Raw genomic sequence first — 25,872 nt, forward strand, 5'->3', positions numbered from 1 at the left:
ATTACACTGCCTTCAAGCTTAAGTCCATATTATAAACTGAATGCGTTAAGGCACCACTAGAAATATAATTTACTCCACACTCTGCATAATGACGTACAGTATTTTCGTTAATACCTCCAGAAGATTCTGTTAAACACTTATCACCAATCATAGCAACAGCTTTACGTGTATCTTCATAATTAAAATTATCAATAAGTATTCTATACACTCCATCGCTTTTTAAAATCTCTTCTATTTCACCTAAATCTCGAGCTTCTACAATTATTTTAAGATCTCTATTAGTATCTTTTAAATATTGCTTAGTCATATCAATAGCTTTTGTTAGTCCTCCAGCAAAATCAATATGATTATCTTTTAGCATAATCATATCATACAAAGCAAATCTATGGTTTTCTCCTCCTCCAATTTTTACAGCCCATTTTTCTAAAGCTCTAATACCTGGAGTGGTTTTACGCGTATCTAATATTTTTGTTCCTGTACCTTCTAACAAATCAACAAACTGACGTGTTTTAGTTGCAATAGCACTCATACGTTGCATTGCATTTAACACCAAACGCTCAGCTTTTAAAATAGACTGTGAAGCACCTTCTACATAAAATACAATATCGCCATACTTAACCTTAGAACCATCCTCAATTAAAGTTTCTACTTTCATATTGCTATCTACGTAAGCAAAAACTTGTTTTGCAAATTCCACACCAGCAATAATACCTTCATCTTTTACTAATAATTTTGCCTTTCCTGTAGCAGTATCTGGTATACATGCTAAGGAGCTATGGTCACCATCACCAACATCTTCTCTAATGGCATTTGTAATTATTAAATCTATTTCTTTATTGAATTGCTCTTGACTTATCATATTTGGAATATTTACTGCTAAAATAAGAATTGCCAATCAATAAATTTAAAAAATAAGATTCCAAATTATAAAATGTTTTAACTTTGATTTATGCAAATAAAACTCCTTGCCATTGGCAAAACAGATAACAAACAATTACAAACGCTTATTGACGATTATCAAAAGCGTTTAGGGCATTATATTAAGTTTAATTTTGATATTATTCCAGACATTAAGAATGTTAAAAACTTATCAGAAAAACAGCAAAAACAAAAGGAAGGCGAGCTTATTTTGAATAAAGTTTCTAACTCTGATGTGTTGATTTTATTAGATGAAAACGGAAAGCAATTAGACTCTGTTGGGTTTTCTAGTTATTTGCAAAAACATATGAATTCTGGTATTAAACAACTTATTTTTGTTATTGGAGGTCCTTACGGATTCTCAGAAGATGTTTACAACAAAGCACAAGGAAAACTATCGTTATCAAAAATGACCTTCTCACATCAAATGGTGCGCTTATTTATTATTGAACAATTATATAGAGGTTTTACTATTTTAAGAAATGAACCTTATCATCACAAATAAAAAAAAGGAGCTATTAAAATAGCTCCTTTTTATTTTTAAATGCTTGTTGTAACATTAATGTGTACTAAATGTATGCTTACGTTTGTTTAATTGTTTTTCTAAATCTTTAATGGTATGCTTCACAGCATCTTCATAATTATCTTCTTTAGAAGCGGCAAATATTCTTGGTCCTGGAGCACTTAACTCCATTTTACAAATCTTTACATCTTTTTCAGCTTCAAAATGAACCTCAGCACTAATAATCCAATCATATTTTTGGTGTAGTTTTTCCAACTTATCAGTTACATAGTCGTTCATAGTCTCACTAGTCGTCATGTGAATGTATTGAATATTTATTGTCATAATAAAAGTGTTTTAATGTGTTTTAATTTTCTAGTATAAAGTTACCATTATTAATAAAACTAACAGCTGACTTTTGTCATGTTTAACTTTATTTTAAACCTAAACTTTTAATATAAGCATCATTATTTGATGGTCGTCCTAAAAACTCCTCTACAGCTTCTAATATATCTCTTTGACTACCATTAGCTAATATTAATTTTCTATACTTAACTCCTGTTGCTTGGTCTCTTAATCCATTTTCTTCAAACACTGTAAACATATCCTGTGCAAACACTTCGGACCATAAGTAACCATAGTAATACGTTGGGTGTGTATTTATATGAATCCAACTTCCTTGTGTATGAGTTCCTTCAATATAGTTAGCTCCTAATCCCATTTGCGCATCAAGATCACGCCATAATTGATCTGTATCAAACGGTTTTTCAGGATTGAACTTATCGTATAAATACATATCATATAAACAACGTCTTAATGAACCTTGAGCTCCAATTCCTGAAGATACATTTTTAGCATTCATCATATTATCGTATAAATCTTTAGGGAATACTTCTCCTGTTTCATAATGCTTCGCAAACGAACTTAAGATATCATAATCAAAAATCCAATTCTCAAAAATTTGTGACATTGCCTCAGCAAAATCGGCTTTAGAATATGCTTGCATACTATAATCTCCTTCATAAGACATACCATCTACAATATGTCCAAACTCATGAAATAACGTACTTAACTCTCCATGACTTAATAAAGATGGTAAATCCTCAGTTGGTCTTGTAAAGTTTCCTAATAACATAGATACTGGTACTTCATAGCCTTCACTTGTATTTAATCCATAAGTTAAAGGCACACCATAAAACCAAGATTCTTTATTTGGTCTTGGAAATAAATCTAAATAAAAACGTCCTTTAAGCTTATCGCCTTCATATACCTCATATGTTTCAACTTCTTCATGCCAAACAGACGCACCTTCAATTTTTCTAAATTCTAAACCTAATAACTCTTGGTATAACTCAAACATTCCTGCTAAGCACTCTTGCATTGGTAAATACTCACGCATTTTTTCGTTATCTACCTTATACTCATTTTTTAGAATTTGATCTTTATAATATGCAGCATCCCAAGCGTTGATTCTACTATCATCATTTGGAGTATTTAACTCTTTATTTCTAACTGCTTTTAACACCTCGTAATCTTGAATAGCCTTTTCTTTAGATTTTGCTACAAGTCCATTAACAAATTCCCAAACTGTAGCTGGATCTTTAGCCATTTTTGGTGCTAAATTATATGCTGCATAAGAGTCGTAACCCATTAATTTCCCTAATTGATAACGTTTACTTACTAAAGAATCTAAAATTGTAAGGTTTTTATCTGCGCCTCTATTAGCATACTTAGTTGTAAATTCTTTTCTAACAGCCGAAGATTTAGCATTACTCATTACTGGTCCCCTTGTAGCATTTTGTACAGGAATTTCGTAACCAGTTTCAGTCTTGTATTTGTTTTTGAAGTTTTCAGGTAATCCTTCTGCTTGTGCTTCAGTAAGGGTTAGCACCTCGTTTGCAGTATTCATATTAATTGAATATTGCGAAGATAAATCGCTAATATCAGCTAACAGCTTTTTATACGTTTCTACATCAGCTTCATTTAAGTTTACGCCTGAACGCTCAAAAGTTTGCATTACAAAATCTACCAAACGTTTTTTGTGTCCTTTAAGTTTTGAGTATTCATCAGAATCTGCAAATGCTTTAAACTTATTAAACAATGCCTTATCTGACCCAACATTGGTATTAAACTTTTCTATTTTTTGGTAACCTTCTAATCCTTTGGCTCTAGTAATAGAATCGGTAGACACCCAATACAACATAAAAGCATTATTACTAGACTTATTTAATTCGCTAAACACCTTATCATAAGTCTCATAAGTATTAGCAAAAGAAACATTTTTTAAAGCTTTAATAGCGTCTATTTCTAGCTCTGCATTTTCAATAGTTACATTCACATATTCTTCAATATGCGCTCCTGTAACATTAGCATAATCTACAGCTTGGTTTAAGGTGACGTTAAATGGATTTTCTGCCGATAATTTTACAGCTTCTTTTTTTGGTTCGTTAGAACAGCTCATAACTAAGGCTATCATTAGAAAAGAATAAAAAGTGGATTTCATGTTTTAGTATATAAAGTTGAAACACAAATATACTATTCAAAAATTACTTTAGCATGCATTTCAAACCAAGACTTATAAAATTGCTGATGAATCTTCTCGATGCTATTTCGCTTTACTTTTAAAGTTGGTGTAGTTAATCCGTTGTCTACATTCCAATCTTCTTTCATTACCACTACCTTTTCTATTTTTTCATGCTTTTCAAACATTGGATTCACCTGTGCAACAGTTGCTTCTAAACCAGAAACTAATTGAGATTTGTCTTTTGACTTTCCTAATTCAGATAAAGTAATTAATGCAATAGGCTGCGGAATACCTGTACCAACAATGCATATTTGTTCAATATCGGTGTTTTTAGATAGCTCTAACTCTAAAGGTGCTGGCGAAATGTATTTACCCTTATCTGTTTTAAATTGGTCTTTCAGGCGTCCTGTAATAGTTAAATAACCATCGTGATCGTACTCACCAATATCGCCAGTACGCAAATAACCATCTTCTGTAAAAACTTCTGCTGTCATTTCTGGAGATTTATAATAACCTTTCATTAAACAATTATTCTTTATGCAAATCTCTCCTTCAGCAGATAGTTTTGCTTGAGCATTAAATAATGTTTTTCCAACGGTTCCTATTTTATCATTCTCTGGTAAATTAAAATGAGACACACAACAATCTTCGGTCATACCATAACCTTGGTAAATGGTAATACCAAGCTTTCTGTACCACTTTATTAAACTAGAAGAAATTGGTGCAGCAGCCGAACAAATAAATACTGCTGATTTTAAGCCTAATTTTTGCTTTAATTTATTCTTGACAACTTTATTTAATATTGGAATATTTAAAATAATATTCAGTTTTTTTTGAGGTAAGCTTTCTAAGATCTTATCCTGAAACTTGGTCCAAATTCTAGGTACCGCAAAAAACACATGTGGTTGGGTACGCTCTAAGTCTTTAGCAAACGTATCCAAAGATTCTGCAAAAGATGTGGTAGCGCCTAAAACCATTCCAGAATTAGCAATTAAACGTTCGGCAACATGAGCTAATGGCAAGTATGAAAATAAACGTAAATGCTTAGGCAACTTAAATAGTTTTATTAATGTATTGGTGCTCTCCATAAAATTACCAACAGTATGCATCACACCTTTTGGATTACCTGTAGTTCCAGAAGTATAAATAATGGTAATTAATTCTTCCGATTTTGGTATGTGCATCTCTTTTAGTGGTGCTTGCGAAAACATAATATCTTCCCATAATTCACCATCAGTATTACCATATAAACCAACACTAATCACAGGAATATCTATGACACCTTCTTTTTGAGATGTATAATCGTCTAATTTCCCTACAATAATTGCTTTGGATTCGCTATGTATAAGTATTTGATTTATGGAAGCTGCATTAAGTGTTGGATAAATAGGAATAGACACATAACCAGCCATCATTATTGCTAAATCTGCAATAGACCAATGTGCACAATTTTTAGATAATAAAGCAATATGTGAACCCTGTGGTAAACCATAGCTTTTTAGTTTAGAGGCAATTTTTCGAGCTTCCTTACCTACTTCCTTAAACGTAAATGTAATTATCTTACCATCTATAGGCTGCTTAAAAAATATATTGTTTGGCGCCTCAATTTCCCAATACAAAAAAGCCTCTAAAGGTGAATTAAAGTTTTGCATATATTAGTTTAGTTAGTTTGAAACTAAAGATAAGCAAATGTTTGCAATTTTGATAGCTGCGCATTTTCTTAAAGACATTTATAACACTAACTTTACAGCATAAACAACAAACGCATGAAAATAGTTTTCGCTACCAATAATCTTAACAAACTAAAAGAGGTACAAGCCATGGTACCTTCTCACATTACATTATTAAGCCTAAAAGATATTGGTTGTTTTGAAGACGTTCCAGAAACTCAAGAAACTATTGAAGGTAATGCCATACAAAAAGCCGAATATATAAAAACCAATTATGGCTACGATTGTTTTGCCGATGATACAGGATTAGAAGTTGATGCTTTAAATGGTGCTCCAGGAGTGTACTCTGCACGTTATGCTGGACCACAACGTAATGCAGACGATAACACCAACAAACTATTAACAGAGCTAAACAATAATACCAATAGACAAGCCCAATTTAAAACTGTAGTTGCTTTACAATTAAATGATAAGCTACACACTTTTACAGGCATTTGTAAAGGTGATATTACTACCGATAAAAAAGGCCAAGGTGGTTTTGGTTACGACCCTGTTTTTCAACCAGAAAATTACACACAAACCTTTGCTGAAATTACCTTAGAAGAAAAAAATAAAATAGGACATCGTGGTAAAGCAGTACAACAATTGGTTGCCTTTTTGGAAAGCTATTAACACGTATTTCTACGTATATATTTTATAAGAATTTTCGCTAAATTTGTAGGTATATATAATAAAAATATACTACCAAGGGAGTATACACAAATGTTGTGCTTAATAATACACATTATGAAAAACCTATCAATTTCATTAATTATCGTTTGCCTCCTTTTTTTTAGTCATAATTTAATTGCTCAAGAAAACAACAATAATAATATTCCTGCAAGCAGTGAAGAAATCACGATAGTTATCGAAAATGATTCAATTGCAGCTTTTGGAATGTTGGCTTCAGGAAAAGAGAAAAAAGAAACAGTTATTCTACTTCATGGACTACCTGGGAATGAGAGGAACTTAGACTTGGCTCAGGCATTGCGAAGAGATGGTAGAAATGTTATTTACTTTAATTATCGCGGAGCTTGGGGTAGTCAAGGTGAGTTCTTATTTTCAAATCTTACGGAAGATGTTAAACATGTAATAGATTTCTTTTCAACACCAGAAAATTCTAATAAATTTAGAGTAAAGACAGATTCATTTATTTTATTTGGACATAGTATGGGAGGAAAAGTTGCTTTGTTAAGTGCAGCAAAAGATGATAGGATAAATAAAATTGCTTTGTGTTCACCCTGGAATTATCTCTCGAGATCATCACTTAAGGAAGAGAATTTTAAAAACTTTTATAAAAATCTTATCAAACCTTATTTCATGCTAAACACAAAACAGGTTAGCTTTATCAAAGATTTACAATTAAATTATAAAAGTTTTCATCTAAAGCAGTATAAGCGAGAATTAAATAAACTAAAAATTCTAGTTTTAGACGAAAACAATAGGAATAAAAATTGGATAGAATATATCGGAAATATTGAACATCATATATGGAAAACTGACCATTCATTTTCCGATAAAAGATTAGAGTTGATTAACAAAGTATCGGAATGGCTGGACAACTAAGCACAATAATGGCTATAAATAATTGCTTGTTCTCCTACTTTGGAAATTCCTGCGGAATTTCCAAAGTAGGAGTGTACTTGTAAAGTTAAGTGTTTATCACGCAGTTACTAATAGCCGAAACCGTTATCCAACATTTGAAAAAACGAAATGAAAAGAATAATTCTAACTATAACTTTACTAATTCCTCTATTGAACTTTTCGCAGGAATTAAAAAGGTCTGACTTATTGGGAGAATGGAAATTCAAGGAAATGATTTTGATTTCGGAAACTGGTAGAGATTCTATAAAAAAACAAATGAGGCTAATGGTAGAATTTGAAGACAAAGATTTTGAATTACTAATGAGACCATCCGACATAAAATTTACCGAAAACGAATTTTACGTCAAAAACGAGAAATCTGAATTTAAATTGAGTTCTGACTATTGGAAAGTAATTGAAAATAATATAATAGTAATTCACAACCCAGTTCCTGAAGATATGCTTGACCATTTTATTAAGTATACTTTTAACATTATAGAGAAATTAGACAATGGAAAATATTATTATCAAAATCCTGAGAAAATTGAATTAACCAAATTCGATAACAACAGGATTTTTTATAGAGATATTGGTTATGAATATGTTTATGAACGGAATTAAAAAACGTTAGTAAAAATATATAGCCATAATTCTAAACCGACAACAGACGGTTATTCTAACCGTTAAACGAACTCCTTTTGCAATAAATAAATTCAATAAAGACTAAGAAAACTTATATTAATTATAATTCATTGTAGTTTTGTTATTATAACATAGTCTAACTAATTAGAAATGGAAAACCACAAGAATATAGCTTCATTATTACAATCCATGAACATTGGGAGCTTTCAAAAGTGTGATGGTTTTCATATTCTAAAATTTAAAGATCACCTTGAGGAGATTCCTTTTCAAACTATTTCTAGAAAATGTGAATTTTTCCAAATCTACTTTTCCGAAAAATACAATGCAGATATTATCATAGATAACATAAGCTTCTCTACTAAAAACAAAACCTTAATCTCATTTCTTGCACCTTTACAAACATTATCTGTAGATGTTAAAAGCGTTGAAACAATTTCAAAAGGATATATGCTTGTATTTAACGCAACCTTTTTAAATAAAGTACTTCTAGATTTTGATGTTCAACAAAAATTTCCATATTTCAATTCAAATTATTCCCCTTTATTTTCTTTAGAAAACAACTCTTCAATTTTTAGAGAATTATTTGAAAAGCTTTACGAATCATTTCAAAAGTTTGATGAAAACAATGAAGAAATCATTCGTTCTTATTTAAATATTTTACTTTACGAATCTAGAAAGTCCATCCTTGAAGGCGCTATTAAACACAACTCGAAATCGAGAGCGCAAGAAATTGCTTTTACTTTTGAAAGTCTTATTAGAAAACACTCACATTCAAGACATTCCTTGGATTTTTATGCAGAGAAACTAAATATAAGTACAGTATATTTATCTGAATGCACTAAAAAAGCAACAAACAAAACTGCAAAAAGTATTATACATGAGTATTCCATTTTAGAAGCTTCAACATTATTATTACAAACATCTTATACTATAGATCAAATAGCTGATAAACTTGGTTTTAGTGCAACTTCAAATTTCATCAATTTCTTCAAAAAGCATACTAATTGTACACCATCTAGCTTTCGAAACCAATAAAAACATAGTTTTTAATAACTATACCCTTGTTTTAAATATCATTTAATAAAGCTTATGGATTTACTTTTGCAGTCTTAATTGTAAAACACAAAAAGATGAATACAGTAAACTCAAGAAGAGACTTCAAATGGTTAATAATTACGTTTATTTCGTTAACAGGCTTATGTATGGTTGAATTATTTGAACAAATAACTTACGTAACAAATTGGTTAATTGGTGATATTGTTACAAATGCAGAAAATTTCAGAAAATTTCATCATGTTATTGATGCTGGAGTTTTTCATTTTCCTACATCAACAATTGTAATGGTTGGATTTATAGCTCTAGTGATTAAAAAATCTGGATTTATAAAAAATCCTATTGAGAAAAAAATTATTTGGAAAGCATTTGTAGTTTTTCTAATTACCTATGCTATTTCTGTGTATATTATAACAGCTATTAATGTACCTGTTTTTAACGAAAATAGTGTTCCTATTGATGAGATTCCTTCAAAACTAAAATTATGGGGAATTTTAAATATATTTAGAATATTACTTCCTGCTTTTGCAATTTTTCAACTCACAAAACTCTTTAAACTTAAAGAAAGAAATTAATTTAATAAACTAAAAAACACAACCAGATGGTTTTTGTCTTTAAAACTGATATAAGCATTGGCTTAGAAACAAAAGTCAAAACTATTTTGTCATCCTTAAAAACAATTGATAAAGTAGGTTTTGACTTTGAAGATTGTGATAATATTCTAAGAATTGAAGCGCAAAAAGATATTGTTTCAGATATTGAATCCTTACTAATTTCAAAAGGCTTTCTCTGCAAAGAACTCTAACACAAACTATATATAATAATATACAGGTAAAATTGCAGTTGTTGGGCAAACATAACAATACTTCCAAACTCATTTACCAAATTAAATAATAAAGCTTATATTTCTTCTATAAGCGACTAACTTTGTTTAATCGTTTAGAAAAATATATTAAAAAGGTAAATGAGTTTTTATAAGAAAGAGCTAATACGAATTAAAGATGATTGTTATTCTAATCAATGGCAAATAGATACTGTTATTGGATTAAGAAATTACATTAACAATAACTTTAATGAAAAATTAAATTTAGACCTCTTTTCCCGTATTCGATTTGTTTCAAAATACCACCTATTAAGACTATTTAAAAGATATTATGGTCAAACTCCAAATCAATACTTAATTGATAAACGAATTGAAAAAGCCAAAGAGTTTATTAAAAATGGTTTATCTATTTCAGAAACCTGTTACGAAGTTGGTTTTGAAAGCTTAGGTTCGTTTAGCACTTTATTTAAAAGAAAAACTGGCTTTACACCTAGAGCATATCAAAAGCGCAATTTTCGATAAATTTATCTGATTACGATTTTAAATCTTTGCATCATCAAATTACATTTAAACTTAAAATCATGAAAATTAAACTTGTAAGTATTCCTGTAGAAGATCAAGAAAAAGCACTTGAATTTTATACTGAAAAATTAAACTTTATTAAGAAAATTGATATTCCAGTTGGTGATGGTAATAGGTGGCTAACTTTAGTTGCAAACGAAGAACAAGATGGACCAGAGCTATTATTAGAGCCTGCTCCTAAACATTTTGAACCTTCAAAAGTATATCAAAAAGCACTTTTTGATGCTGGTATTCCATACACACAGTTTGATGTTTTGGATATTGAAAAAGAATATGAAAAATTATCTAATTTAGGAGTTAAATTTAGTGTAAAGCCAACAGAAATGGGAACGGTTAAAATTGCTGTTTTTGATGACACTTGTGGTAATTATTTGCAAATAGTCGAAACTTTATAAATAACACACAACTTATGAAACGTATAATAACATTAATAATACTTGGAATTCTTTTTGTTAGCTGCTCAAACTCTAAAGCTGAAGAGAAATTAACTAAAGAATTAAATCAAATGGAACAAGAAAAAGATAGTCTGCAAAATATAATAAGTAATAATAAAAGCAATAATCAAGTTACAAGCTTTCTAACATTTCAAAATGATGATGCAGAAGAAGCAATAAACCTTTATGTTGAGTTATTTGACAATTCTAAAATTATTGATTTAAAACGATGGGAACAAGGAAGTCCAGGGAAAGAAGGAAAAATAATGCATGCTACTTTTAGTTTAAACGGAAAACTCTTTATGTGTAGTGATAGTCCAATTAAACATGATTGGAACTTTACTCCAGGAGTATCCAACTTTGTAGAATGTAAGGATGAAAAAGAACTTGAGTACTTATTTACAAAGCTATCTGAAAACGGAACAGTAATGATGCCTTTAGAAAACTATGGATTTAGTAAAAAGTTTGGTTTTGTTGCAGACAAATTTGGAGTTTCTTGGCAATTGAATTTAAAATAATTAACACCAAATTCCAATTAAATAATAAAGCTTATATTTTTTCTGTAAAAGCTAGATTTTGTAAACATAAAAAACAAAATTCAGCTTCACATCAAGAACCACTTTGTTAGTACATGATTTTTATTATTTATATCCACATAAGCTATAAATAAAAAAAATCATGTACTTTTGCAGCCATAAATTCCTCAGGGTGAGGATGTGTTACTAGAAGTTTGGGTTTAAGTATGTTCGATGCACTTCTTTATGTAACACTACATAACATAATCGAATACTTAAATTAAGAATGAACACATTCCAAGAACTTGGACTTGAGGAACGTATCCTACAAGCCATTAGCGACTTAGGTTTTGAAACACCTAGTGAAGTACAACAAAAAGCAATTCCTGTTTTATTAGAAGATGAAAGCGACCTTGTAGCATTAGCACAAACTGGTACAGGAAAAACAGCAGCTTTTGGTTTTCCTATGCTTCAAAAAATTGATGTAGACAGTCGTACTACACAAGGTTTAATTTTATCGCCAACACGTGAGCTTTGTTTACAAATCACGAACGAACTTAAAAATTACGGTAAATACTTTAAAGGCTTAAACGTTACTGCTATTTATGGTGGTGCAAGTATTACTGATCAAGCTAGACAAGTAAAAAAAGGTGCGCAAATTATTGTTGCTACTCCAGGTCGTATGAAAGATATGATTAGTCGTAATATGGTTGACATTTCAAAAATTCAGTACTCAGTATTAGATGAGGCAGATGAGATGTTAAACATGGGATTCTACGAAGATATTACCGAAATTTTATCACACACACCACAAGATAAAAACACATGGTTATTTTCTGCAACCATGCCAAAAGAAGTGGCAACTATTGCTAGAGAGTTTATGTACGACCCAAAAGAAATTACAGTTGGACATAAAAACGAAGGAAGTAAAAACGTATCACATGAGTACTACTTAGTAAACTCTAGAGACCGTTACCAAGCTTTAAAGCGTTTAGCTGATGCAAATCCAGATATTTTCTCTGTAGTATTTTGTCGTACAAAGCGCGATACACAAAAAGTAGCAGAAAATCTTATTGAAGATGGTTACAACGCTGGTGCATTACATGGTGATTTAAGCCAAAACCAACGTGATTTGGTAATGAAATCGTTTAGAAACAAGCAAATACAAATGCTAGTTGCAACAGATGTAGCTGCTCGTGGTATTGATGTAGATGATATTACTCACGTAATTAACTACCAATTACCTGACGAAATTGAAACCTATACACACCGAAGTGGTCGTACAGGTCGTGCAGGAAAAACTGGTGTTTCTATGGTAATTGTTTCTAAAAGTGAAACACGTAAAATAAAAAGTATTGAGCGCATTATAAAAAAGCAATTTGAGAAAAAAGACATTCCAGATGGAATGGAAATTTGTCAAGTGCAATTAATGTCGTTAGCAAATAAGGTACATGATACTTCTATTAACCACGAAATCGACCCTTACTTAAACGATATCAATGCGTTATTTGAAGACACTTCTAAGGATGAATTGATTAAAAAATTCTTCTCGGTTGAATTTACTCGTTTCTTTAACTACTATCAAAAGGCGAAAGACTTAAACGTTGAAGCTCAAAATAGCAGTTCTAGAGATGGTGGAAAAGACAGTAATTCTACACGCTATTTTATAAATGTAGGTAGAAAAGATGGTTACGATTGGATGAGCTTAAAAGATTTCTTAAAAGAAATGCTTGACCTTGGTCGTGACGATGTATTTAAGGTAGATGTAAAAGACAGTTTTTCTTTCTTTAATACAGAGACAGCTATTAAAGAGAAAGTATTAGCATTCTTTACCGACTTTAAACACAATGGTCGTTTTGTAAACGTAGAAGTTACCGAAAATAAAGGACGTGATAGAAACAGAGGTCGCAGACGTGATGGTGGCGGAAGAAGACGCGAAGGAGGAAGACGTAGTGATAGACCAAGAGGAGAAAGACGTGATGGTGGCGGAAGACGTAGTGAAGGTGGAAGACGCAGTGATAGACGCTCATCAGATTCTAGAAATAGAAATGACAGACCAGAACGTAGTGAAAGAAGAAGCAACGATAGCTCTTCAAGATCAAGACGTTCGGAATCTAGGTCAAACGATACTGGTTCTTCTAGACCAAGACGTAATAGAAGAAAGTAAACCTTTCTGTTAATTTTTAGTCAAAATTAAAGTAGAAATAAATTTTATAAATTTTGTTTACTACTTTTATAACCTAAATAAACACGATGAGAACACTTTTATTATTAATTGCTTTTGCTTTTACTTCATTAGTTGGTATTGCACAAACCAATACTACTACTGTTAAAGGTAAAATCACTAAAGCTGGGAATTTATCTCCTCTTGAAAGTGTTAACATTGTTAATTTAAACCAAGTAATTGGTACAACCACAAATAGCAAAGGTGAGTTTGAAATTAAAGCTCAGGCTAATGACACACTTCACCTTTCCTATTTAGGTTATAAATCCATAAAAGTTCGTGTTACTAACGACTGGATAAAGTATGGTACTTCCACAATTATTGAAATGACTGAGCTAGCACTTGCACTGGAAGAAGTTGTTGTAAACCAATTAAAACTTACTGGCTACTTAGAGGTTGATATTAAGCAAGTACCTATTCAAAAAAACATACGTTATAGTATTTCTGGATTAAATACTGGTTATGAGTCTAGTCCTAGCTCTCCTAATGCTGTTACCAAAGTACTTGGAGCAATTTTTAATCCTGCCGATTTCTTGCATAATATGTTTGGTAAAAAGCCTCGTGAAATGCGTAAGCTAAGACAAATGAAGCAAGATGATGAAATACGAAACTTATTAGCATCGCGTTTTGACCGTGAAATGCTTACAGCATTATTACAAGTTGACAAAGTGGATTTAGATTTACTTGTTAGTGAATGTAACTACTCTAAAGACTTTATAAGAACAGCTAACGACCTTCAAGTGTTAGATGCTATTAGTGCTTGTTACGAAGAATACAAAGTACTTAGTCGTACTAGAAAGCGTTTATAGTTTCTCTTTTAAAACTAAACTTTTACAATTAAAGATGTATGCAAACCATAGTACAATACCTGTGAATTTGGCACCATCTTCTATTAATGAGTCTATATAGGTTTCGCCTTCAAAATGAAGGAAAAAATCTATAAAAACAGATAGTCCAAAACATCCAAAAGCCGCTAATAGAAGTATAAATGGTGTCTTAAGTATTAAACCTTTAAACTTATACAAATACACTAACACCATTAAACCATAACCAAACACGATCACTTTTTGAGGAATTCCTAAACTCGGTAGTACATCTTCGTGAAATAAAAAACAATCATCAATAGCCAACCATAACACAATAAGCGCAGACCATATAAAAAAGGACCTCACATGCTTATCTTGTCTATAGAACCTGTTTATATAAGCAAACACTAAGCTGGTTGTAATAATTGCTGACCAAAAGAAAATACCTATTTGAGATAAAATACCTGAGTAAAAAGGCTGTTTCCCTAAATTGTTAGGGTCTGCAGTTAACTGCCTATAAGAAACATCTTGAGCAAAATGTAATACAACTATAAGTGTAATACACGCTGTAATAACACTAAATAAAAAGACATAAGTATTCCTATTCAGCTTATTCGCTGATAATGCATTTTGTTTGGTAATCATATTGTTAGGTTGATAACTGTAAAATAACTACCTTAATTCCACATCTTCAAACAAAACAGCTATTTTCTTGAATGTAAAGCGATTCTATTACCTTCTGAATCAATAAACAAAGCCATAAATCCAACCTCTGGAGAAATTTGAGTTTTTGGTTTAGCTATTTTACCACCTGCAGCCTCTACTCTATCCAATTCTATTTGCACATCTTGAGATGCAAAATATATAGCAACACCATGTGTAGCACTTGGCTGATAGTTTTTATCTCGAATTAAAGATCCTGCAGCTCCTTCTTTTCCTTCGGCAAAAGGAAACCAACCCATAAATGTTCCACCAAAATCTTGGGATTGAATATTAATATCAAATACGGCATTATAAAATGCAATTGCACGTTCCATATCTAATACTGGAATTTCGAACCAGCTTACCATATTTTGTTCCATAAACTATAGGCTTATGATGGTTTATGTTCACTGCTTACCATCCATTGCACTCCAAATTTATCAACTAGCATTCCAAATTTTCCACCCCAAAAAGCATCAGCAAAAGGCATAAATTCCATACCTCCTTCTTTTAAACTATTAAAAATTGCCAAAGCCTCATCAACATCAGCAACGTTAATACTCATACTAAAGTTATTCCCTTTTACAAAATTAGCTTCATCGATAGTATCAGACATCATAAACAAACAATCTTGAAACTCAAGTGTAGCATGCATCACTAGGTTTTTAGCTTCGTCTGGCACACACATTACATCTTCTGGTGCATCTTTAAAATGCATTAAGGTTGTAACTTGTGCATCAAATACATCTTTATAAAAATTGATTGCTTCTTGACAGTTGCCATTAAAGGCAAGATATGATTGTAGTTTCATAATTTTTGGATTGATTAATGTTAGTTATTAAAAATACAAAATTAATTAGAGCTATAGAAACGCTCTACAATCTTGTCGTAACTATGAATGGTCTTTTTTATCCAGTCTAGTTTCTTTTCATTAATCTCTTCTTGAGTTAACTTCCAGTCAATATTAGAACTTCGTAGTTTTGATGTGACATCTTGAAGTATAATAGCAGCTGAAACCGAGATATTTAAACTCTCAGTAAAGCCAACCATAGGTATTTTTAAAAAACTATCTGCAGCATCTAAAACCTCTTGTGACAAACCTTCGGTTTCGCGTCCAAAAAAGAAGCATGCTTTTTTAGAAATATCAAATTCTTGCAAATTACAATCGTTAGTATGTGGCGTCGTTGCTACAATTTGATAACCTTGTTGCTTCATTGACACAATACACTCCTTTGCAGAATGAAACCTATTTAAATCCACCCACTTTTGCGCTCCCATGGCAATTTCTCTATCAATACTTTTTACATTTTGCTCTTCAATTATACTAAGCTCTTGAATTCCGAATACATCGCAACTACGCATCACAGCACTTGTATTATGCAATTGATATACATCTTCTGTAGCCACAGTAAAATACTTGGTACGTTGTGATAATACTTGATTAAAACGTTTTAACCTGTTTTCGGTTAAATAAGTTTCTAAATAATTTAAAAGTTTAATATCTACCATGCTCAAATATAAATTAAAATAGTAATTTCAACCTATGAAACACATAGTAGTATTAACAGGTGCAGGAATAAGTGCCGAAAGTGGTATTAAAACTTTTAGAGATGCCGATGGTTTATGGGAAGGACATGATGTTATGGAAGTTGCTTCGCCTCAAGGGTTTCAAGCTAATCCAGAGTTAGTTTTAGATTTTTATAATCAAAGACGACGTCAATTATTAGAAGTAGTACCTAATAGCGCTCATATAGAATTAGCTCATTTAGAAAAAGACTATAAAGTATCTATAATCACTCAAAATGTTGACGATTTACATGAACGTGCTGGAAGTACAAATGTTATGCATTTACATGGTGAATTGCTTAAAGTAAGAAGCACCTATAACGAACAAGACATTCAAGAATGGAAAACCGATTTAGTACTTGGTGATACTTGTTCTAAAGGTTACCAATTACGTCCACATATAGTTTGGTTTGGAGAAGCTGTACCATTAATTGAAAAAGCTGTAGATATTTGTCAAACTGCAGATATATTACTAATTATTGGTACTTCAATGCAAGTGTACCCAGCTGCTAGTTTAATGCACTACGTACAACCAGAAACTAAAATTTACTATATAGACCCTAAACCTGCAATAGATGGTAATAAACAAGTAACCGTTATTTCAGAACCTGCTACTTCTGGGATGCTTAAACTTAAGAAGTTATTATAACTATCTTATTAAACTAAAGTGCCCTTTTAGTTCAATATAAGTACCATCAGAGTTTAAGAGTTTTGCTACATACCAATAATCGGAAGCACTAACATTTTCGCCATTAAAAGTTCCATTCCAACCTTGAGAAGCAGGAGAAAATTGAGTGATTAATTTCCCAAATCTATCAAATATGTAAATTTTTGAACTATATGCGTTGGCACTCGTCCATCCAACTACATTCCAAGTTTCATTAAAAGTATCACCATTTGGTGTAAAATATTTAGGAAACCCAAGCACACCAACATCTATTGAAGTTACACCACAACCATTTTTATCTCTCACATAAATAGTATGAATTCCAGCCGAAACCATATTAAAATAGGGCTCGTCTTGATACAAACCATTAACATTATCTAAAGTAAATTCGTATTCTCCAACACCTAAATTAGTAGTATTTATAGTAATTGAATTGTTATTAGAAAAATTAACAACACTAATATCTTCTTGCGTAATAACAGCTACATCAGATTCTTGAACATTGACTGTTCTTGGTAATGATTCGCATCCATAATAAGAGGTTGCTACAACAGTATAATTGCCTTCAGAACTTAAATACGCTGATGATAAATTACTTATTATATTACCTCCAGCGTCCTTCCATTCATATGTATAAACACCATCTGCATTTTGTGTTTCTACAAAAATGGGGTCAGTCTCTAAGCAATAAATAAAAGCACTTTCTACATCAAACTCTGGTCTTGGTCTTACAATTAAATTTAAGTGTGGTCCAATTCCAAAACAATCTCCGTTATCTGCACTTTCAACTCTTACATATATAAATTCTGAAAAAGGCGTTTGATTTATATAACTAGATGCATTCGTAATTTCATTTTGCTCTAACTCTGCATCTTCTAAGGTGTTATAATAATGGACACTTAGATTTTGTCCAGTTGGAAATTGATTTAAAAACGATTGAGATACTTGTGTTAAGTTAAAACTAGAAAAACCATCGTTTTCATCATCCTGATCACATTGTTCTATAATTTCTACAAATCCATTTGAAAAAGACGTTGTTGACACTTCTAAATTAATTGTAGCAACTCTAAAACAATCATTTGCGCTTTCCACTCTTGCATAAACTACATTTGATACTGCATTGCTAAACGCACTAGCATCTAACATATTAACTTGATTTTGCGCATCAGTCTCTGTTAAGTAATAGGTAAAATCTAATCCAGAAGAATCATTATTAGTTATTGCATCATTAATTTCGTTCAAATTAAAATTTGTAAACCCATCAGCTAATCCATCTTCATCACAATTTTTGAAAACTACCAAAGTATTTATTGGTGGCATTGGGTTAATTGTTGCTATAACAGGAATACGCTCTCCTTCTAAGCAACCATTTGCAGATGCTAAAGCAAAATATGTAGTAGTTGTAGTAATAAATGGTGTGTTAAACGTAGTTCCTGTAGCAATTGGTGTTCCTCCATTTGCTGAATCAAACCATAAAACATCACCAATAGCAGCTGTAGCTTCAAGTGTTACACTAGCTTCTCCGCAACCTATTCCATCGACTGTACTTAAAATAGATGTAATAGTAATTTTTGTACTTGCAGAAATATCTACAACTGGATCTCCAGGTGTACCTCCATATTCCACAATAAATCCTTGAGGATGGTAATCGCTATTTGGGTCAGGATCTCCTGTATTAGATAAATCATTCCATGAGCCATCAACTCCAACTCCAGGCGCAGTAACATGCGCATAGTGTTCACCTCCCAAGTTATTAGGTTCTCCATTATTCCAATTGGCATAATTAGGAGATGTTCCATTTACGCCTCCATTCCAAAAAATAGTACCTACTTCTGGTCCAGACATCCAGCGCCAAACTCCTTCATTAGCTTGATCACTTCCTCCAATCCAACCAGCTCCTGCTGCTTGTTCTCCAGATAATTGTGCTTCTTCTTGAGATGTAATAGTAGCCAAGTATCCTTGTAATCCAAAATATGTTAAAGTTTCTGCTTGCGCTAAAGCAGCAGACCATGTTATTCCTGGACTTGGAATATATTCGTAATAATGATCTGTAGAAGGCAAGTAATTAGCATCACCAATTGTAAAAGAAAAAAAACGCTCTCCAGAAACTGTTGCCGAATTACTTTCAAAAACAATACTATTAACAGCTGCTATTAAATCTATATAACTTGCCTGAGTACCACCTAAGCCTGTTAAACTCAACTTTCCTTCATTAACACTCCAAGTTGCATTAATATTAGGATGATTTCCAGTTAAAATAAGCATATCCTCTCCTTGAACATATCCTGTAGATATTTGTACATGTAGTGCCTCTATTTCTGTATCATCAGGATCAATAATATTAAAGCTAGTTGTAATATTTATTTGACTCAAAGGGCAATATACTTGATCGCCTTCGGCTTCAATATTTGGTGGTTGATTTTGAGCATGTAAAAAATTTACAAGCAAAAAACATGCAATAGCTAATAAATAGATATATCTATTTGTCAAAGGGAGTATTTTTCAATTTCAATTTATAAAACTAATAAATACTTAAGACTTAAGAAATGGAAATACTTATTATGTTTTCAAGCCTATTATTTTATTTGCTCTAACAACCAACTAGTAATTTCATTTAAAGCAATTGGAGCTATAGTTTGTTCAATTGTACTATACTCATCCATTGTTCCAGTTTTACATTCTTGAAAAAAATGATTAAGATTCTCCAACTCTAAAATTTTAAAATTTTTATTTCCTCCACTTATTAATGCATTTTTTATTCCTTCTTGATTTAACTTAGCCTCTACTTGAGTATCCTTACTACCATTAAGCGAAAATATAGGGATTTTTGTTTTTCTAAATTCATCAGCTGGATTATAATTATAAAAGAATCTCACCCATTTTGTAGTTCTCATGGCTACTAAATCTTTAACAATTTTGGTTACCTTTTCATCTGTTCCAACCAATGGTTTTAAAATAGGTACAATCGTTTTATTATAATGTATAGTAAGTTCCTTTTTTACAACACTCAAATCCTTATGAGAAGCTGCAATACTTATGGCTTCTCTTACAGCTTGCTCATAAGCTTGCTCATCTGGAACTGGAAATGGTCGCATTGTTTTAGATTGAATTAATGATATTTCACTCCCAGGAATTCCAGTACCAGCCATAATTACCATAAAAGACACATCATTAGTCCAATTAGCAACCATAGGTGCAATAATACCTCCTTCACTATGTCCTATAAGACCAATGTTTTTAACATCGATCTCTTTTCTCGTTTTTAAATACTCTATCGCACTTAAAACATCTGTAGCAAAATCCTTAGTGGTACCATCAGCAAAATTACCAGTTGATTTACCAAAACCTCTATCATCATACCTTAATACAGCAATACCTTTTCTTGTTAAGTAATCTGCGAGCACTAAAAATGGTTTATGATTAGCAAAAGTTTCATCTCGATCTTGTGGACCACTTCCACTAATTAAAACCACTACTGGCCACTTACCTTCTTTCTTAGGAAGTGTTAATGTTCCAGATAACTTAATATGTTCGTTATTAAACGACACTTCTTCTTCATAATAAGGATAAGGTTTCTTTGGTTCTTGAGCTCTAACAATTCTTTTTGCGATTTCTATTTCAGCTCTTCTTAATATTAATGGCAATGCATTAAGCCCTTCCATAAATGTACCCTCAATTTCCTTTTTTTCGCTATTAAATTTTCCTTTAAACTTAAAACCCAAGTTTGAACCATCAATATCAAGTGAATCATTAGTAAACACTGTTGCTTTTGGTTTAAGCCCTTCAACTCGATTACTTGGAATATCAATTACTGACTCTAAACCAGTTTTAGTATTCTTTAATTTAAACACGAAAGTTATTTGTCTGTTTTCACCTAGCTCAATAATACCGTTCCAAACACCACTTATGTCTTGTGAGTAAGAGATTGTAGTATAAATACTAAAGAGTATGATTGTAAATATTCTTTTCATTTTTCAATAATTTTATTTGTTGTTTTTGGACATAAAAAATCCTGTCCGAAAAAATTCAGATACGATTTTTTAAAATTTTAAAATGTTATTAAATTAGAAACCTAATCCTCATCAGTAAGCGTAAAAAATTCGTTTACTGGCTTATTAAATACAGCTGACATCTTTAATGCCAATACTGTTGAAGGCACATATCTATTTGCTTCAATAGAGTTTATGGTTTGTCGAGATACGCCAATGCGTTTCGCTAAGTCGTCTTGCGTAATGCTTAAAATAGCGCGTTCTACTTTTATGGTATTTTGCATTATCTGTAACGTTTTAAGTTGTGGTAAAATAGCAACTGAATCATAAGCATAAATAATAGCACTTGAAAGTCTCCTAAATCTTTAAAGTTTTCGCCTCCATTATTTACAACGTTAGACACACCAAACTCTACATAAGGCATAATTAAAGCATATAACACACCTACAATAAAAGCTATGGAGTATGATTGTGCACGAAGTGCATTGGTCATCTCGTCTTCTTCTTTGTCTTTAGACACCGACATAATTAACATACCAATTAGCAACGTCTTTTTGAACAATTCTTTTAAGGTTTCGGTATCGCCATCTAAAGCAAATGCACGTACAAACATACCAATTATTGAGGCTACAACTATGGCTATTCCAATTTTTAAAAAGGTATGTGACAACCTAAAATTTAGCATTTTTTTAAACTGTTTACGTTCGCAATCTATAAATTTTTCTGAGGTCATAATGACAAGTATATTTTAATATTAGACAAATTATTTTTACTATATGACAAATATACTTTACATTTTAAGAATCTGCAACTATTTTAACACTTTCTTAAAATTACGTAGAAATACGTATTGAATTTCTTACTTAAAAAAGCTAACTTCGTTTAACACTTTTATATAAACCATTAAAACGTGTTTATATAAATACGTTAGCTACAAGCAAAATGAACATCCAAACTGAACAAGGAGAATTTGAAGTTATTGATAGTTTTGCAATCAAAAGAAGGAATGAATTCTATATGATTGGTGAACTTAAAAAAGGAACAATGCAGGTCAATTGGTTTGTGAATGTTACTTTAAATTTAGGACTTTCCTTGTCCTTGAGAATTTCAGAAATAGAAACCGTGGAATTTTCGGAAGAAAAAAGAGATTATAAATTAATAATCATTTCAGCAGAAGAAGAAATAATAAATATTCTTTTGGGTTTAAAAATAGGAATTGAACTTGTTAAAATATCAATAGAAGGAAAAGATTAATGAAAACTAAAGTTTATATAAATGAAAAAGTTAATATTTCTTTTACTTCTCACTTTAACAAGTTGTTCAATAAAAACTGAGTTCTTTATTTACAACATAAGTAATGAACTGGTAATAATTGAATATGAATTTATAAAAGAAACTGAATTTGGAGGGTTCGTTTCTAATCCAGAAATGATGGAATCAGATTGGTTGTCAGAACTGGAAAAAATTGAAAACTCTGAATTGAAAATTGATTTGAATAAAAAAATAATTACTTGTAAATTAAAAGAAGGTCAAGCCGTAAATTGGGGTGGATAGAAAATTATAATCCACAATCAGAATTCAAAAGACAGGAATTATATAAAAATCTCAAAGAATTAAGAATTATTCGAAATGGAAAAACTAGAATAATTTCAGAAAGAGAGAATATTGCTGATTTATTTAAACGTGTGAATTCAAGACGATATGAAATAAAAATAACTGAATAAAGCCAGTAGCTAACAATGTATAAACTTTATTGCTGCATTATTTTTCCTTCGGAAAAATACGCAGGCACAAAGTTGTTTAATAATTTGCTTACTTTTAGACTAACAAAAACGCAACAAAGCTTATACCAAAACGTTAAACGAACCCTCCATAAAAACCTTACTTATACTCCATAATTAAAAACACAGCTGTAGTTTCTCCTACATTTTGTACTTGGTGTTGTGTAATGCTGTCTTTACTAAAGGTATAACCATCTGGTATAGTAACGGTTCTTGTGCCTTTGGCATCTTCAATTTTAAAAGTACCTCCAACTAAAGTATAACCTGTATGTGGTTTATGGTAATGTTTTTCGTGTCCAACTCCTGGAGGGAAAGTGCATTTAAGCACACGTAAAGAGGCATTATCCTCTACAACTTCGCAAACAGCTTCGTTATTCCAACCAGCTTCTAAAGGGTCTGGTAAATTTGGTGTAGTATCTTTACAAGCAAACACACTTATTACCAATAGTATCGTAATATATTTAATTAGCTTCATTGGTTTTATTTTTTTGCTTCTCCTCTATCCATCGTGACATAAACTTAGTACTCTGCATACTATGATGCTGCAACATAGCACCTGTAAAGTTTTGTAATCTATGTGCTTGCAAATTATCTTGTATTGCTTGAATATGGTTCAAAAAATTAGCTTTAAAAGCCTCCAATTGAAAACGTTTATCAACAACTGAAAACCCATTTTGCTGTGAGGCTACCCAAAGGTCTTTATTAGTATATAAATTAACTGCACTGTCAGCAATAGCTTCTGGAGTATCTACTACCAATCCATTAGCTTCTAAATTTCCAAACATACCTTCGGCAGCAATAGACGTCATAACACAAGGTGTACCATTTTGCATTGCGTCAACAAGCTTTCCTTTTAGTCCAGCTCCAAAACGTAAAGTAGCTAAACACACCTTAGCATGTTGCATGACTTGACTTACATCTTCAGCATATCCTTTAATATAAAACCCTTCTTGAGGTTTATGTAATTGTGTTACTTTTTGGGAGGCATAAGCTCCATAAATATGTAACTCAGCTTTTGGTAATTGTTTCCTTATTAATGGCCAAATGGTTTGCTTTAAATACAATACAGCATCGTAGTTAGGATTGTGTAAAAAGTTACCAATGGTTACAAAATGTGCTCGTGTCTCAAAATTGGGTAATTGGTTTGTTGCTTTGCTAGTTTCTTCTAATAAAAAAGGTAAGCAATACAGTAAACTGCTGTCTACTTTAAATTTATCTTGTAATAGCTGCACCTCTACTTCCGAAATCATCAAACTAACATCACATCTATAAATACTCGCTATTTCTCGTTTAGCTATATCATTAAATAAGTAAGTATCATTAAAATCTTGGTTTGCTTTTATCGCTGCATGACGCCCTTTACGTAAACAATGTAAATCTTCGGTATCTAAAATACGTAAGGCATTTGGGCAATGTTCAGCAACCCTCCAACCAAATTGTTCTTCAATCATAAAACGATCAAACAACACAACATCTGGATTTAACTGTATTAAAAAGTCATCGAAACTTACATCGTTTAACGCAATTTCAGCCACAGAAACATCTATGCTATGCAAATCAAAAGCGTTGGTACTATCGGTACACGTCGTTGCAAAGGTGACATTATATCCTTGAGATTGAAATAAGGAAATTAGTTGCAGCATTCTACTTCCAGCTGCTGATGATTTTGGTTCTGGATACACAAAACCAATAACTAAAAGTGTTTTCATTAAAACTATTGAGCAGCTTTTTGTTTAGCATACATGGCACGTACCTCTTTAGCCCAAGCCAATACACTTTGTATTTGTGCATCGCTTAATTTGGCATCGCTATGCGTCCAAGTATATGAATCTAATGGCATAGACTTATCTTCAACCATTTCTATAAGTTCATCAAACTTATGGTCTTTTTTCTTTAAAGAAGCTCCTTCCCATTTAGACACATTAAAATGTTTTGTTCCATGTTTTACATGATCTGCCATCCAATAATTAACTGGTGTAATGCTACTGTACCAAGGATAACGTGTGTGATCGCTATGACAATCAAAACAGGCTTGTTTTAAAATTAGTTTGACATCCTCAGGAGGATTTGTTTCAGCTAAAAATGGTTCTATACTTGCTAGATCACCTTCATTTTTTTCTGGTCCAAAAAATTGAGCAATTACAAAAACTACTAATAAAAGCAACAGTATTTTTTTAAGAATCTTCATTATTATTATTTTTAGAGTTCTAAATGTAATAAATAATTGATGACTACGGAAGCTTTATACAAGGAATTAAATTATGTAAATCACTCAAGAGAAAACCGTAAAAAATATGCAAATTTAGTGATTAACAACCCTGAACTACTTCCTAAAGTAATGGATATATTATTTACAGTTGATGACAAAGTTTCCTGTCGTGCTGCTTGGTTATTTGAATTTGTAGCTCGTGAAAAATTAGATGCTATACTACCTCATCTTGATAGGTTTACCACCGAAATGCATAAAGTACATCAAGATCCTGCAGTACGTCCTGTAGCTAAAGTTTGTGAGTATTTAACCGAAGCTTATTACCACAAACATAATAATGCTACTAAGCATTCTTTAAAACCCGAACACAAAGAACGTATTATAGAGTTAAGTTTTGACTATATGATTACCGATCAAAAAATTGCAGCAAAAGCGTACTCTATGAACACCTTATTTTTACTTGGTCAAGACTACGATTGGATACACCCTGAACTCATTACTATTTTAGAACAAGACTTTGCTGCTGGTAGTGCAGGATTTAAAGCCAGAGCAAGACAATTGCTTAAAAAGTTGAAAAAGTAGGTGTTTTAGTTAAAAACTTCGAGTTTCAATTATAGGTCTTATGTTGAAAAGAATTATCTT

The 25,872-nt window shown here is 31.6% G+C and carries 31 protein-coding genes; 16 read left to right on the forward strand and 15 right to left on the reverse strand.

Going from position 1 to position 25,872, the window contains the following annotated elements; genetic code table 11:
- Window position 1: 1 nt before the first annotated feature.
- Window positions 2-859, reverse strand: a complete 858-nt coding sequence (gene nadC, locus ACLII3_RS01120; RefSeq protein WP_412987929.1) for a carboxylating nicotinate-nucleotide diphosphorylase — start codon at window positions 857-859, stop codon at window positions 2-4.
- 90 nt (window positions 860-949) lie between these two features.
- Here nadC and rlmH point away from each other — a divergent pair, with 90 nt between their 5' ends.
- Window positions 950-1,423 carry a 23S rRNA (pseudouridine(1915)-N(3))-methyltransferase RlmH gene (gene rlmH, locus ACLII3_RS01125; RefSeq protein ID WP_412985809.1) on the forward strand — a complete coding sequence of 158 codons (474 nt, stop codon included), beginning with the start codon at window positions 950-952 and terminating at the stop codon, window positions 1,421-1,423.
- Between the two features lie 54 nt (window positions 1,424-1,477).
- On the opposite strand, the gene hpf is transcribed toward rlmH, so the two are convergent.
- The 3 genes from hpf to ACLII3_RS01140 all read right to left on the reverse strand — a co-directional run bounded on the left by hpf (window position 1,478) and on the right by ACLII3_RS01140 (window position 5,596).
- Window positions 1,478-1,765 carry a ribosome hibernation-promoting factor, HPF/YfiA family gene (hpf, locus tag ACLII3_RS01130; protein ID WP_412985811.1) on the reverse strand — a complete coding sequence of 96 codons (288 nt, stop codon included), beginning with the start codon at window positions 1,763-1,765 and terminating at the stop codon, window positions 1,478-1,480.
- 88 nt (window positions 1,766-1,853) lie between these two features.
- On the reverse strand, window positions 1,854-3,923 hold the full coding sequence (locus tag ACLII3_RS01135) for a M3 family metallopeptidase (RefSeq protein WP_412985813.1): 2,070 nt from the start codon (window positions 3,921-3,923) through the stop codon (window positions 1,854-1,856).
- Between the two features lie 32 nt (window positions 3,924-3,955).
- A complete protein-coding gene (locus tag ACLII3_RS01140) occupies window positions 3,956-5,596 on the reverse strand; it encodes an AMP-binding protein (RefSeq protein WP_412985814.1) in 1,641 nt (546 codons plus the stop codon).
- A gap of 114 nt (window positions 5,597-5,710) precedes the next feature.
- Between ACLII3_RS01140 and ACLII3_RS01145 the strand changes: the two genes are divergently transcribed.
- The 11 genes from ACLII3_RS01145 (at window position 5,711) to ACLII3_RS01195 (ending at window position 14,319) form a co-directional block, all read left to right on the forward strand.
- Window positions 5,711-6,286, forward strand: coding sequence for a non-canonical purine NTP diphosphatase (locus ACLII3_RS01145; RefSeq protein ID WP_412985816.1), 576 nt, complete (start codon window positions 5,711-5,713; stop codon window positions 6,284-6,286).
- 114 nt (window positions 6,287-6,400) lie between these two features.
- Window positions 6,401-7,219, forward strand: a complete 819-nt coding sequence (locus ACLII3_RS01150; protein ID WP_412985817.1) for an alpha/beta hydrolase — start codon at window positions 6,401-6,403, stop codon at window positions 7,217-7,219.
- Window positions 7,220-7,408: 189 nt separating this feature from the next.
- Complete coding sequence (locus ACLII3_RS01155; RefSeq protein WP_412985818.1) at window positions 7,409-7,858, forward strand: hypothetical protein; 450 nt, start codon at window positions 7,409-7,411, stop codon at window positions 7,856-7,858.
- A gap of 171 nt (window positions 7,859-8,029) precedes the next feature.
- Window positions 8,030-8,914: a helix-turn-helix domain-containing protein gene (locus tag ACLII3_RS01160; protein WP_412985819.1), complete on the forward strand. Its 885-nt coding sequence runs from the start codon at window positions 8,030-8,032 to the stop codon at window positions 8,912-8,914.
- Window positions 8,915-9,009: 95 nt separating this feature from the next.
- Window positions 9,010-9,507: a hypothetical protein gene (locus tag ACLII3_RS01165; protein WP_412985820.1), complete on the forward strand. Its 498-nt coding sequence runs from the start codon at window positions 9,010-9,012 to the stop codon at window positions 9,505-9,507.
- A 26-nt stretch (window positions 9,508-9,533) separates the two neighbouring features.
- Window positions 9,534-9,737, forward strand: a complete 204-nt coding sequence (locus tag ACLII3_RS01170) for a hypothetical protein (protein WP_412985821.1) — start codon at window positions 9,534-9,536, stop codon at window positions 9,735-9,737.
- A 159-nt stretch (window positions 9,738-9,896) separates the two neighbouring features.
- Window positions 9,897-10,277, forward strand: a complete 381-nt coding sequence (locus tag ACLII3_RS01175; RefSeq protein ID WP_412985822.1) for a helix-turn-helix domain-containing protein — start codon at window positions 9,897-9,899, stop codon at window positions 10,275-10,277.
- Window positions 10,278-10,336: 59 nt separating this feature from the next.
- Complete coding sequence (locus tag ACLII3_RS01180; protein ID WP_412985823.1) at window positions 10,337-10,732, forward strand: VOC family protein; 396 nt, start codon at window positions 10,337-10,339, stop codon at window positions 10,730-10,732.
- A gap of 14 nt (window positions 10,733-10,746) precedes the next feature.
- Window positions 10,747-11,289, forward strand: coding sequence for a VOC family protein (locus tag ACLII3_RS01185; protein WP_412985824.1), 543 nt, complete (start codon window positions 10,747-10,749; stop codon window positions 11,287-11,289).
- 283 nt (window positions 11,290-11,572) lie between these two features.
- Window positions 11,573-13,453 carry a DEAD/DEAH box helicase gene (locus ACLII3_RS01190; RefSeq protein ID WP_412985825.1) on the forward strand — a complete coding sequence of 627 codons (1,881 nt, stop codon included), beginning with the start codon at window positions 11,573-11,575 and terminating at the stop codon, window positions 13,451-13,453.
- Between the two features lie 86 nt (window positions 13,454-13,539).
- Window positions 13,540-14,319 (forward strand): carboxypeptidase-like regulatory domain-containing protein, encoded by a 780-nt coding sequence (locus tag ACLII3_RS01195; protein ID WP_412985827.1) that lies wholly within the window; start codon window positions 13,540-13,542, stop codon window positions 14,317-14,319.
- On the opposite strand, the gene ACLII3_RS01200 is transcribed toward ACLII3_RS01195, so the two are convergent.
- The 4 genes from ACLII3_RS01200 to ACLII3_RS01215 are packed head-to-tail and all read right to left on the reverse strand — an operon-like array spanning window position 14,314 to window position 16,527.
- Window positions 14,314-14,961 (reverse strand): hypothetical protein, encoded by a 648-nt coding sequence (locus tag ACLII3_RS01200; protein WP_412985828.1) that lies wholly within the window; start codon window positions 14,959-14,961, stop codon window positions 14,314-14,316. The two genes, ACLII3_RS01195 and ACLII3_RS01200, sit on opposite strands and share 6 nt — an antisense overlap.
- Window positions 14,962-15,020: 59 nt before the next feature.
- Window positions 15,021-15,398, reverse strand: a complete 378-nt coding sequence (locus ACLII3_RS01205; protein ID WP_412985829.1) for a VOC family protein — start codon at window positions 15,396-15,398, stop codon at window positions 15,021-15,023.
- Window positions 15,399-15,409: 11 nt separating this feature from the next.
- Window positions 15,410-15,829 (reverse strand): VOC family protein, encoded by a 420-nt coding sequence (locus ACLII3_RS01210; RefSeq protein WP_412985830.1) that lies wholly within the window; start codon window positions 15,827-15,829, stop codon window positions 15,410-15,412.
- A gap of 41 nt (window positions 15,830-15,870) precedes the next feature.
- Window positions 15,871-16,527 carry a TrmH family RNA methyltransferase gene (locus ACLII3_RS01215; protein WP_412985832.1) on the reverse strand — a complete coding sequence of 219 codons (657 nt, stop codon included), beginning with the start codon at window positions 16,525-16,527 and terminating at the stop codon, window positions 15,871-15,873.
- 34 nt (window positions 16,528-16,561) lie between these two features.
- Between ACLII3_RS01215 and ACLII3_RS01220 the strand changes: the two genes are divergently transcribed.
- Entirely contained in the window at window positions 16,562-17,233 is a 672-nt protein-coding gene (locus tag ACLII3_RS01220) for an SIR2 family NAD-dependent protein deacylase (protein WP_412985833.1), read from the forward strand.
- On the opposite strand, the gene ACLII3_RS01225 is transcribed toward ACLII3_RS01220, so the two are convergent.
- The 4 genes from ACLII3_RS01225 to ACLII3_RS01240 form a co-directional block, all read right to left on the reverse strand.
- Window positions 17,234-19,741, reverse strand: coding sequence for a T9SS type B sorting domain-containing protein (locus ACLII3_RS01225; protein WP_412985834.1), 2,508 nt, complete (start codon window positions 19,739-19,741; stop codon window positions 17,234-17,236).
- An 86-nt stretch (window positions 19,742-19,827) separates the two neighbouring features.
- Window positions 19,828-21,222 carry an alpha/beta hydrolase family protein gene (locus tag ACLII3_RS01230; RefSeq protein ID WP_412985835.1) on the reverse strand — a complete coding sequence of 465 codons (1,395 nt, stop codon included), beginning with the start codon at window positions 21,220-21,222 and terminating at the stop codon, window positions 19,828-19,830.
- Window positions 21,223-21,323: 101 nt separating this feature from the next.
- Window positions 21,324-21,524, reverse strand: coding sequence for a helix-turn-helix transcriptional regulator (locus ACLII3_RS01235; protein ID WP_412985836.1), 201 nt, complete (start codon window positions 21,522-21,524; stop codon window positions 21,324-21,326).
- Entirely contained in the window at window positions 21,524-21,973 is a 450-nt protein-coding gene (locus ACLII3_RS01240) for a hypothetical protein (protein ID WP_412985837.1), read from the reverse strand. The genes ACLII3_RS01235 and ACLII3_RS01240 overlap by 1 nt, the downstream gene beginning before the upstream one ends.
- Window positions 21,974-22,182: 209 nt before the next feature.
- On the opposite strand from ACLII3_RS01240, the gene ACLII3_RS01245 reads away from it, so the two are divergent.
- Window positions 22,183-22,494, forward strand: a complete 312-nt coding sequence (locus ACLII3_RS01245) for a hypothetical protein (RefSeq protein ID WP_412985839.1) — start codon at window positions 22,183-22,185, stop codon at window positions 22,492-22,494.
- 21 nt (window positions 22,495-22,515) lie between these two features.
- Window positions 22,516-22,794 carry a hypothetical protein gene (locus tag ACLII3_RS01250; RefSeq protein WP_412985840.1) on the forward strand — a complete coding sequence of 93 codons (279 nt, stop codon included), beginning with the start codon at window positions 22,516-22,518 and terminating at the stop codon, window positions 22,792-22,794.
- Window positions 22,795-23,121: 327 nt separating this feature from the next.
- Here the strand turns inward: ACLII3_RS01250 and ACLII3_RS01255 are convergent, their stop codons facing one another.
- Genes ACLII3_RS01255 through ACLII3_RS01265 form a run of 3 tightly spaced genes read right to left on the reverse strand, consistent with a single transcriptional unit; the run spans window position 23,122 to window position 25,209 of the window.
- Window positions 23,122-23,496, reverse strand: a complete 375-nt coding sequence (locus ACLII3_RS01255; protein ID WP_412985841.1) for a cupin domain-containing protein — start codon at window positions 23,494-23,496, stop codon at window positions 23,122-23,124.
- Window positions 23,483-24,730, reverse strand: coding sequence for a glycosyltransferase (locus ACLII3_RS01260; RefSeq protein WP_412985842.1), 1,248 nt, complete (start codon window positions 24,728-24,730; stop codon window positions 23,483-23,485). Before ACLII3_RS01260 ends, ACLII3_RS01255 begins: the two co-directional genes overlap by 14 nt.
- 5 nt (window positions 24,731-24,735) lie before the next feature.
- Window positions 24,736-25,209 carry a heme-binding domain-containing protein gene (locus tag ACLII3_RS01265; protein ID WP_412985843.1) on the reverse strand — a complete coding sequence of 158 codons (474 nt, stop codon included), beginning with the start codon at window positions 25,207-25,209 and terminating at the stop codon, window positions 24,736-24,738.
- 39 nt (window positions 25,210-25,248) lie between these two features.
- On the opposite strand from ACLII3_RS01265, the gene ACLII3_RS01270 reads away from it, so the two are divergent.
- Window positions 25,249-25,812 (forward strand): adenylosuccinate lyase, encoded by a 564-nt coding sequence (locus ACLII3_RS01270; protein ID WP_412985844.1) that lies wholly within the window; start codon window positions 25,249-25,251, stop codon window positions 25,810-25,812.
- Window positions 25,813-25,872 lie beyond the last annotated feature (60 nt).

It is taken from the genome of Pontimicrobium sp. IMCC45349 (assembly GCF_047219225.1).
In the GTDB taxonomy this organism is placed as follows: Bacteria; Bacteroidota; Bacteroidia; order Flavobacteriales; family Flavobacteriaceae; genus IMCC45349.

Bases quoted from the DNA above. Each gene is read 5' to 3' on its own strand.
- nadC (WP_412987929.1), bottom strand. From the start codon at position 859: ATGATAAGTCAAGAGCAATTCAATAAAGAAATAGATTTAATAATTACA.
- rlmH (WP_412985809.1), top strand. From the start codon at position 950: ATGCAAATAAAACTCCTTGCCATTGGCAAAACAGATAACAAACAATTA.
- hpf (WP_412985811.1), bottom strand. From the start codon at position 1,765: ATGACAATAAATATTCAATACATTCACATGACGACTAGTGAGACTATG.
- ACLII3_RS01135 (WP_412985813.1), bottom strand. From the start codon at position 3,923: ATGAAATCCACTTTTTATTCTTTTCTAATGATAGCCTTAGTTATGAGC.
- ACLII3_RS01140 (WP_412985814.1), bottom strand. From the start codon at position 5,596: ATGCAAAACTTTAATTCACCTTTAGAGGCTTTTTTGTATTGGGAAATT.
- ACLII3_RS01145 (WP_412985816.1), top strand. From the start codon at position 5,711: ATGAAAATAGTTTTCGCTACCAATAATCTTAACAAACTAAAAGAGGTA.
- ACLII3_RS01150 (WP_412985817.1), top strand. From the start codon at position 6,401: ATGAAAAACCTATCAATTTCATTAATTATCGTTTGCCTCCTTTTTTTT.
- ACLII3_RS01160 (WP_412985819.1), top strand. From the start codon at position 8,030: ATGGAAAACCACAAGAATATAGCTTCATTATTACAATCCATGAACATT.
- ACLII3_RS01165 (WP_412985820.1), top strand. From the start codon at position 9,010: ATGAATACAGTAAACTCAAGAAGAGACTTCAAATGGTTAATAATTACG.
- ACLII3_RS01170 (WP_412985821.1), top strand. From the start codon at position 9,534: ATGGTTTTTGTCTTTAAAACTGATATAAGCATTGGCTTAGAAACAAAA.
- ACLII3_RS01175 (WP_412985822.1), top strand. From the start codon at position 9,897: ATGAGTTTTTATAAGAAAGAGCTAATACGAATTAAAGATGATTGTTAT.
- ACLII3_RS01180 (WP_412985823.1), top strand. From the start codon at position 10,337: ATGAAAATTAAACTTGTAAGTATTCCTGTAGAAGATCAAGAAAAAGCA.
- ACLII3_RS01185 (WP_412985824.1), top strand. From the start codon at position 10,747: ATGAAACGTATAATAACATTAATAATACTTGGAATTCTTTTTGTTAGC.
- ACLII3_RS01190 (WP_412985825.1), top strand. From the start codon at position 11,573: ATGAACACATTCCAAGAACTTGGACTTGAGGAACGTATCCTACAAGCC.
- ACLII3_RS01195 (WP_412985827.1), top strand. From the start codon at position 13,540: ATGAGAACACTTTTATTATTAATTGCTTTTGCTTTTACTTCATTAGTT.
- ACLII3_RS01200 (WP_412985828.1), bottom strand. From the start codon at position 14,961: ATGATTACCAAACAAAATGCATTATCAGCGAATAAGCTGAATAGGAAT.
- ACLII3_RS01205 (WP_412985829.1), bottom strand. From the start codon at position 15,398: ATGGAACAAAATATGGTAAGCTGGTTCGAAATTCCAGTATTAGATATG.
- ACLII3_RS01210 (WP_412985830.1), bottom strand. From the start codon at position 15,829: ATGAAACTACAATCATATCTTGCCTTTAATGGCAACTGTCAAGAAGCA.
- ACLII3_RS01215 (WP_412985832.1), bottom strand. From the start codon at position 16,527: ATGGTAGATATTAAACTTTTAAATTATTTAGAAACTTATTTAACCGAA.
- ACLII3_RS01220 (WP_412985833.1), top strand. From the start codon at position 16,562: ATGAAACACATAGTAGTATTAACAGGTGCAGGAATAAGTGCCGAAAGT.
- ACLII3_RS01230 (WP_412985835.1), bottom strand. From the start codon at position 21,222: ATGAAAAGAATATTTACAATCATACTCTTTAGTATTTATACTACAATC.
- ACLII3_RS01235 (WP_412985836.1), bottom strand. From the start codon at position 21,524: ATGCAAAATACCATAAAAGTAGAACGCGCTATTTTAAGCATTACGCAA.
- ACLII3_RS01240 (WP_412985837.1), bottom strand. From the start codon at position 21,973: ATGACCTCAGAAAAATTTATAGATTGCGAACGTAAACAGTTTAAAAAA.
- ACLII3_RS01245 (WP_412985839.1), top strand. From the start codon at position 22,183: ATGAACATCCAAACTGAACAAGGAGAATTTGAAGTTATTGATAGTTTT.
- ACLII3_RS01250 (WP_412985840.1), top strand. From the start codon at position 22,516: ATGAAAAAGTTAATATTTCTTTTACTTCTCACTTTAACAAGTTGTTCA.
- ACLII3_RS01255 (WP_412985841.1), bottom strand. From the start codon at position 23,496: ATGAAGCTAATTAAATATATTACGATACTATTGGTAATAAGTGTGTTT.
- ACLII3_RS01260 (WP_412985842.1), bottom strand. From the start codon at position 24,730: ATGAAAACACTTTTAGTTATTGGTTTTGTGTATCCAGAACCAAAATCA.
- ACLII3_RS01265 (WP_412985843.1), bottom strand. From the start codon at position 25,209: ATGAAGATTCTTAAAAAAATACTGTTGCTTTTATTAGTAGTTTTTGTA.
- ACLII3_RS01270 (WP_412985844.1), top strand. From the start codon at position 25,249: ATGACTACGGAAGCTTTATACAAGGAATTAAATTATGTAAATCACTCA.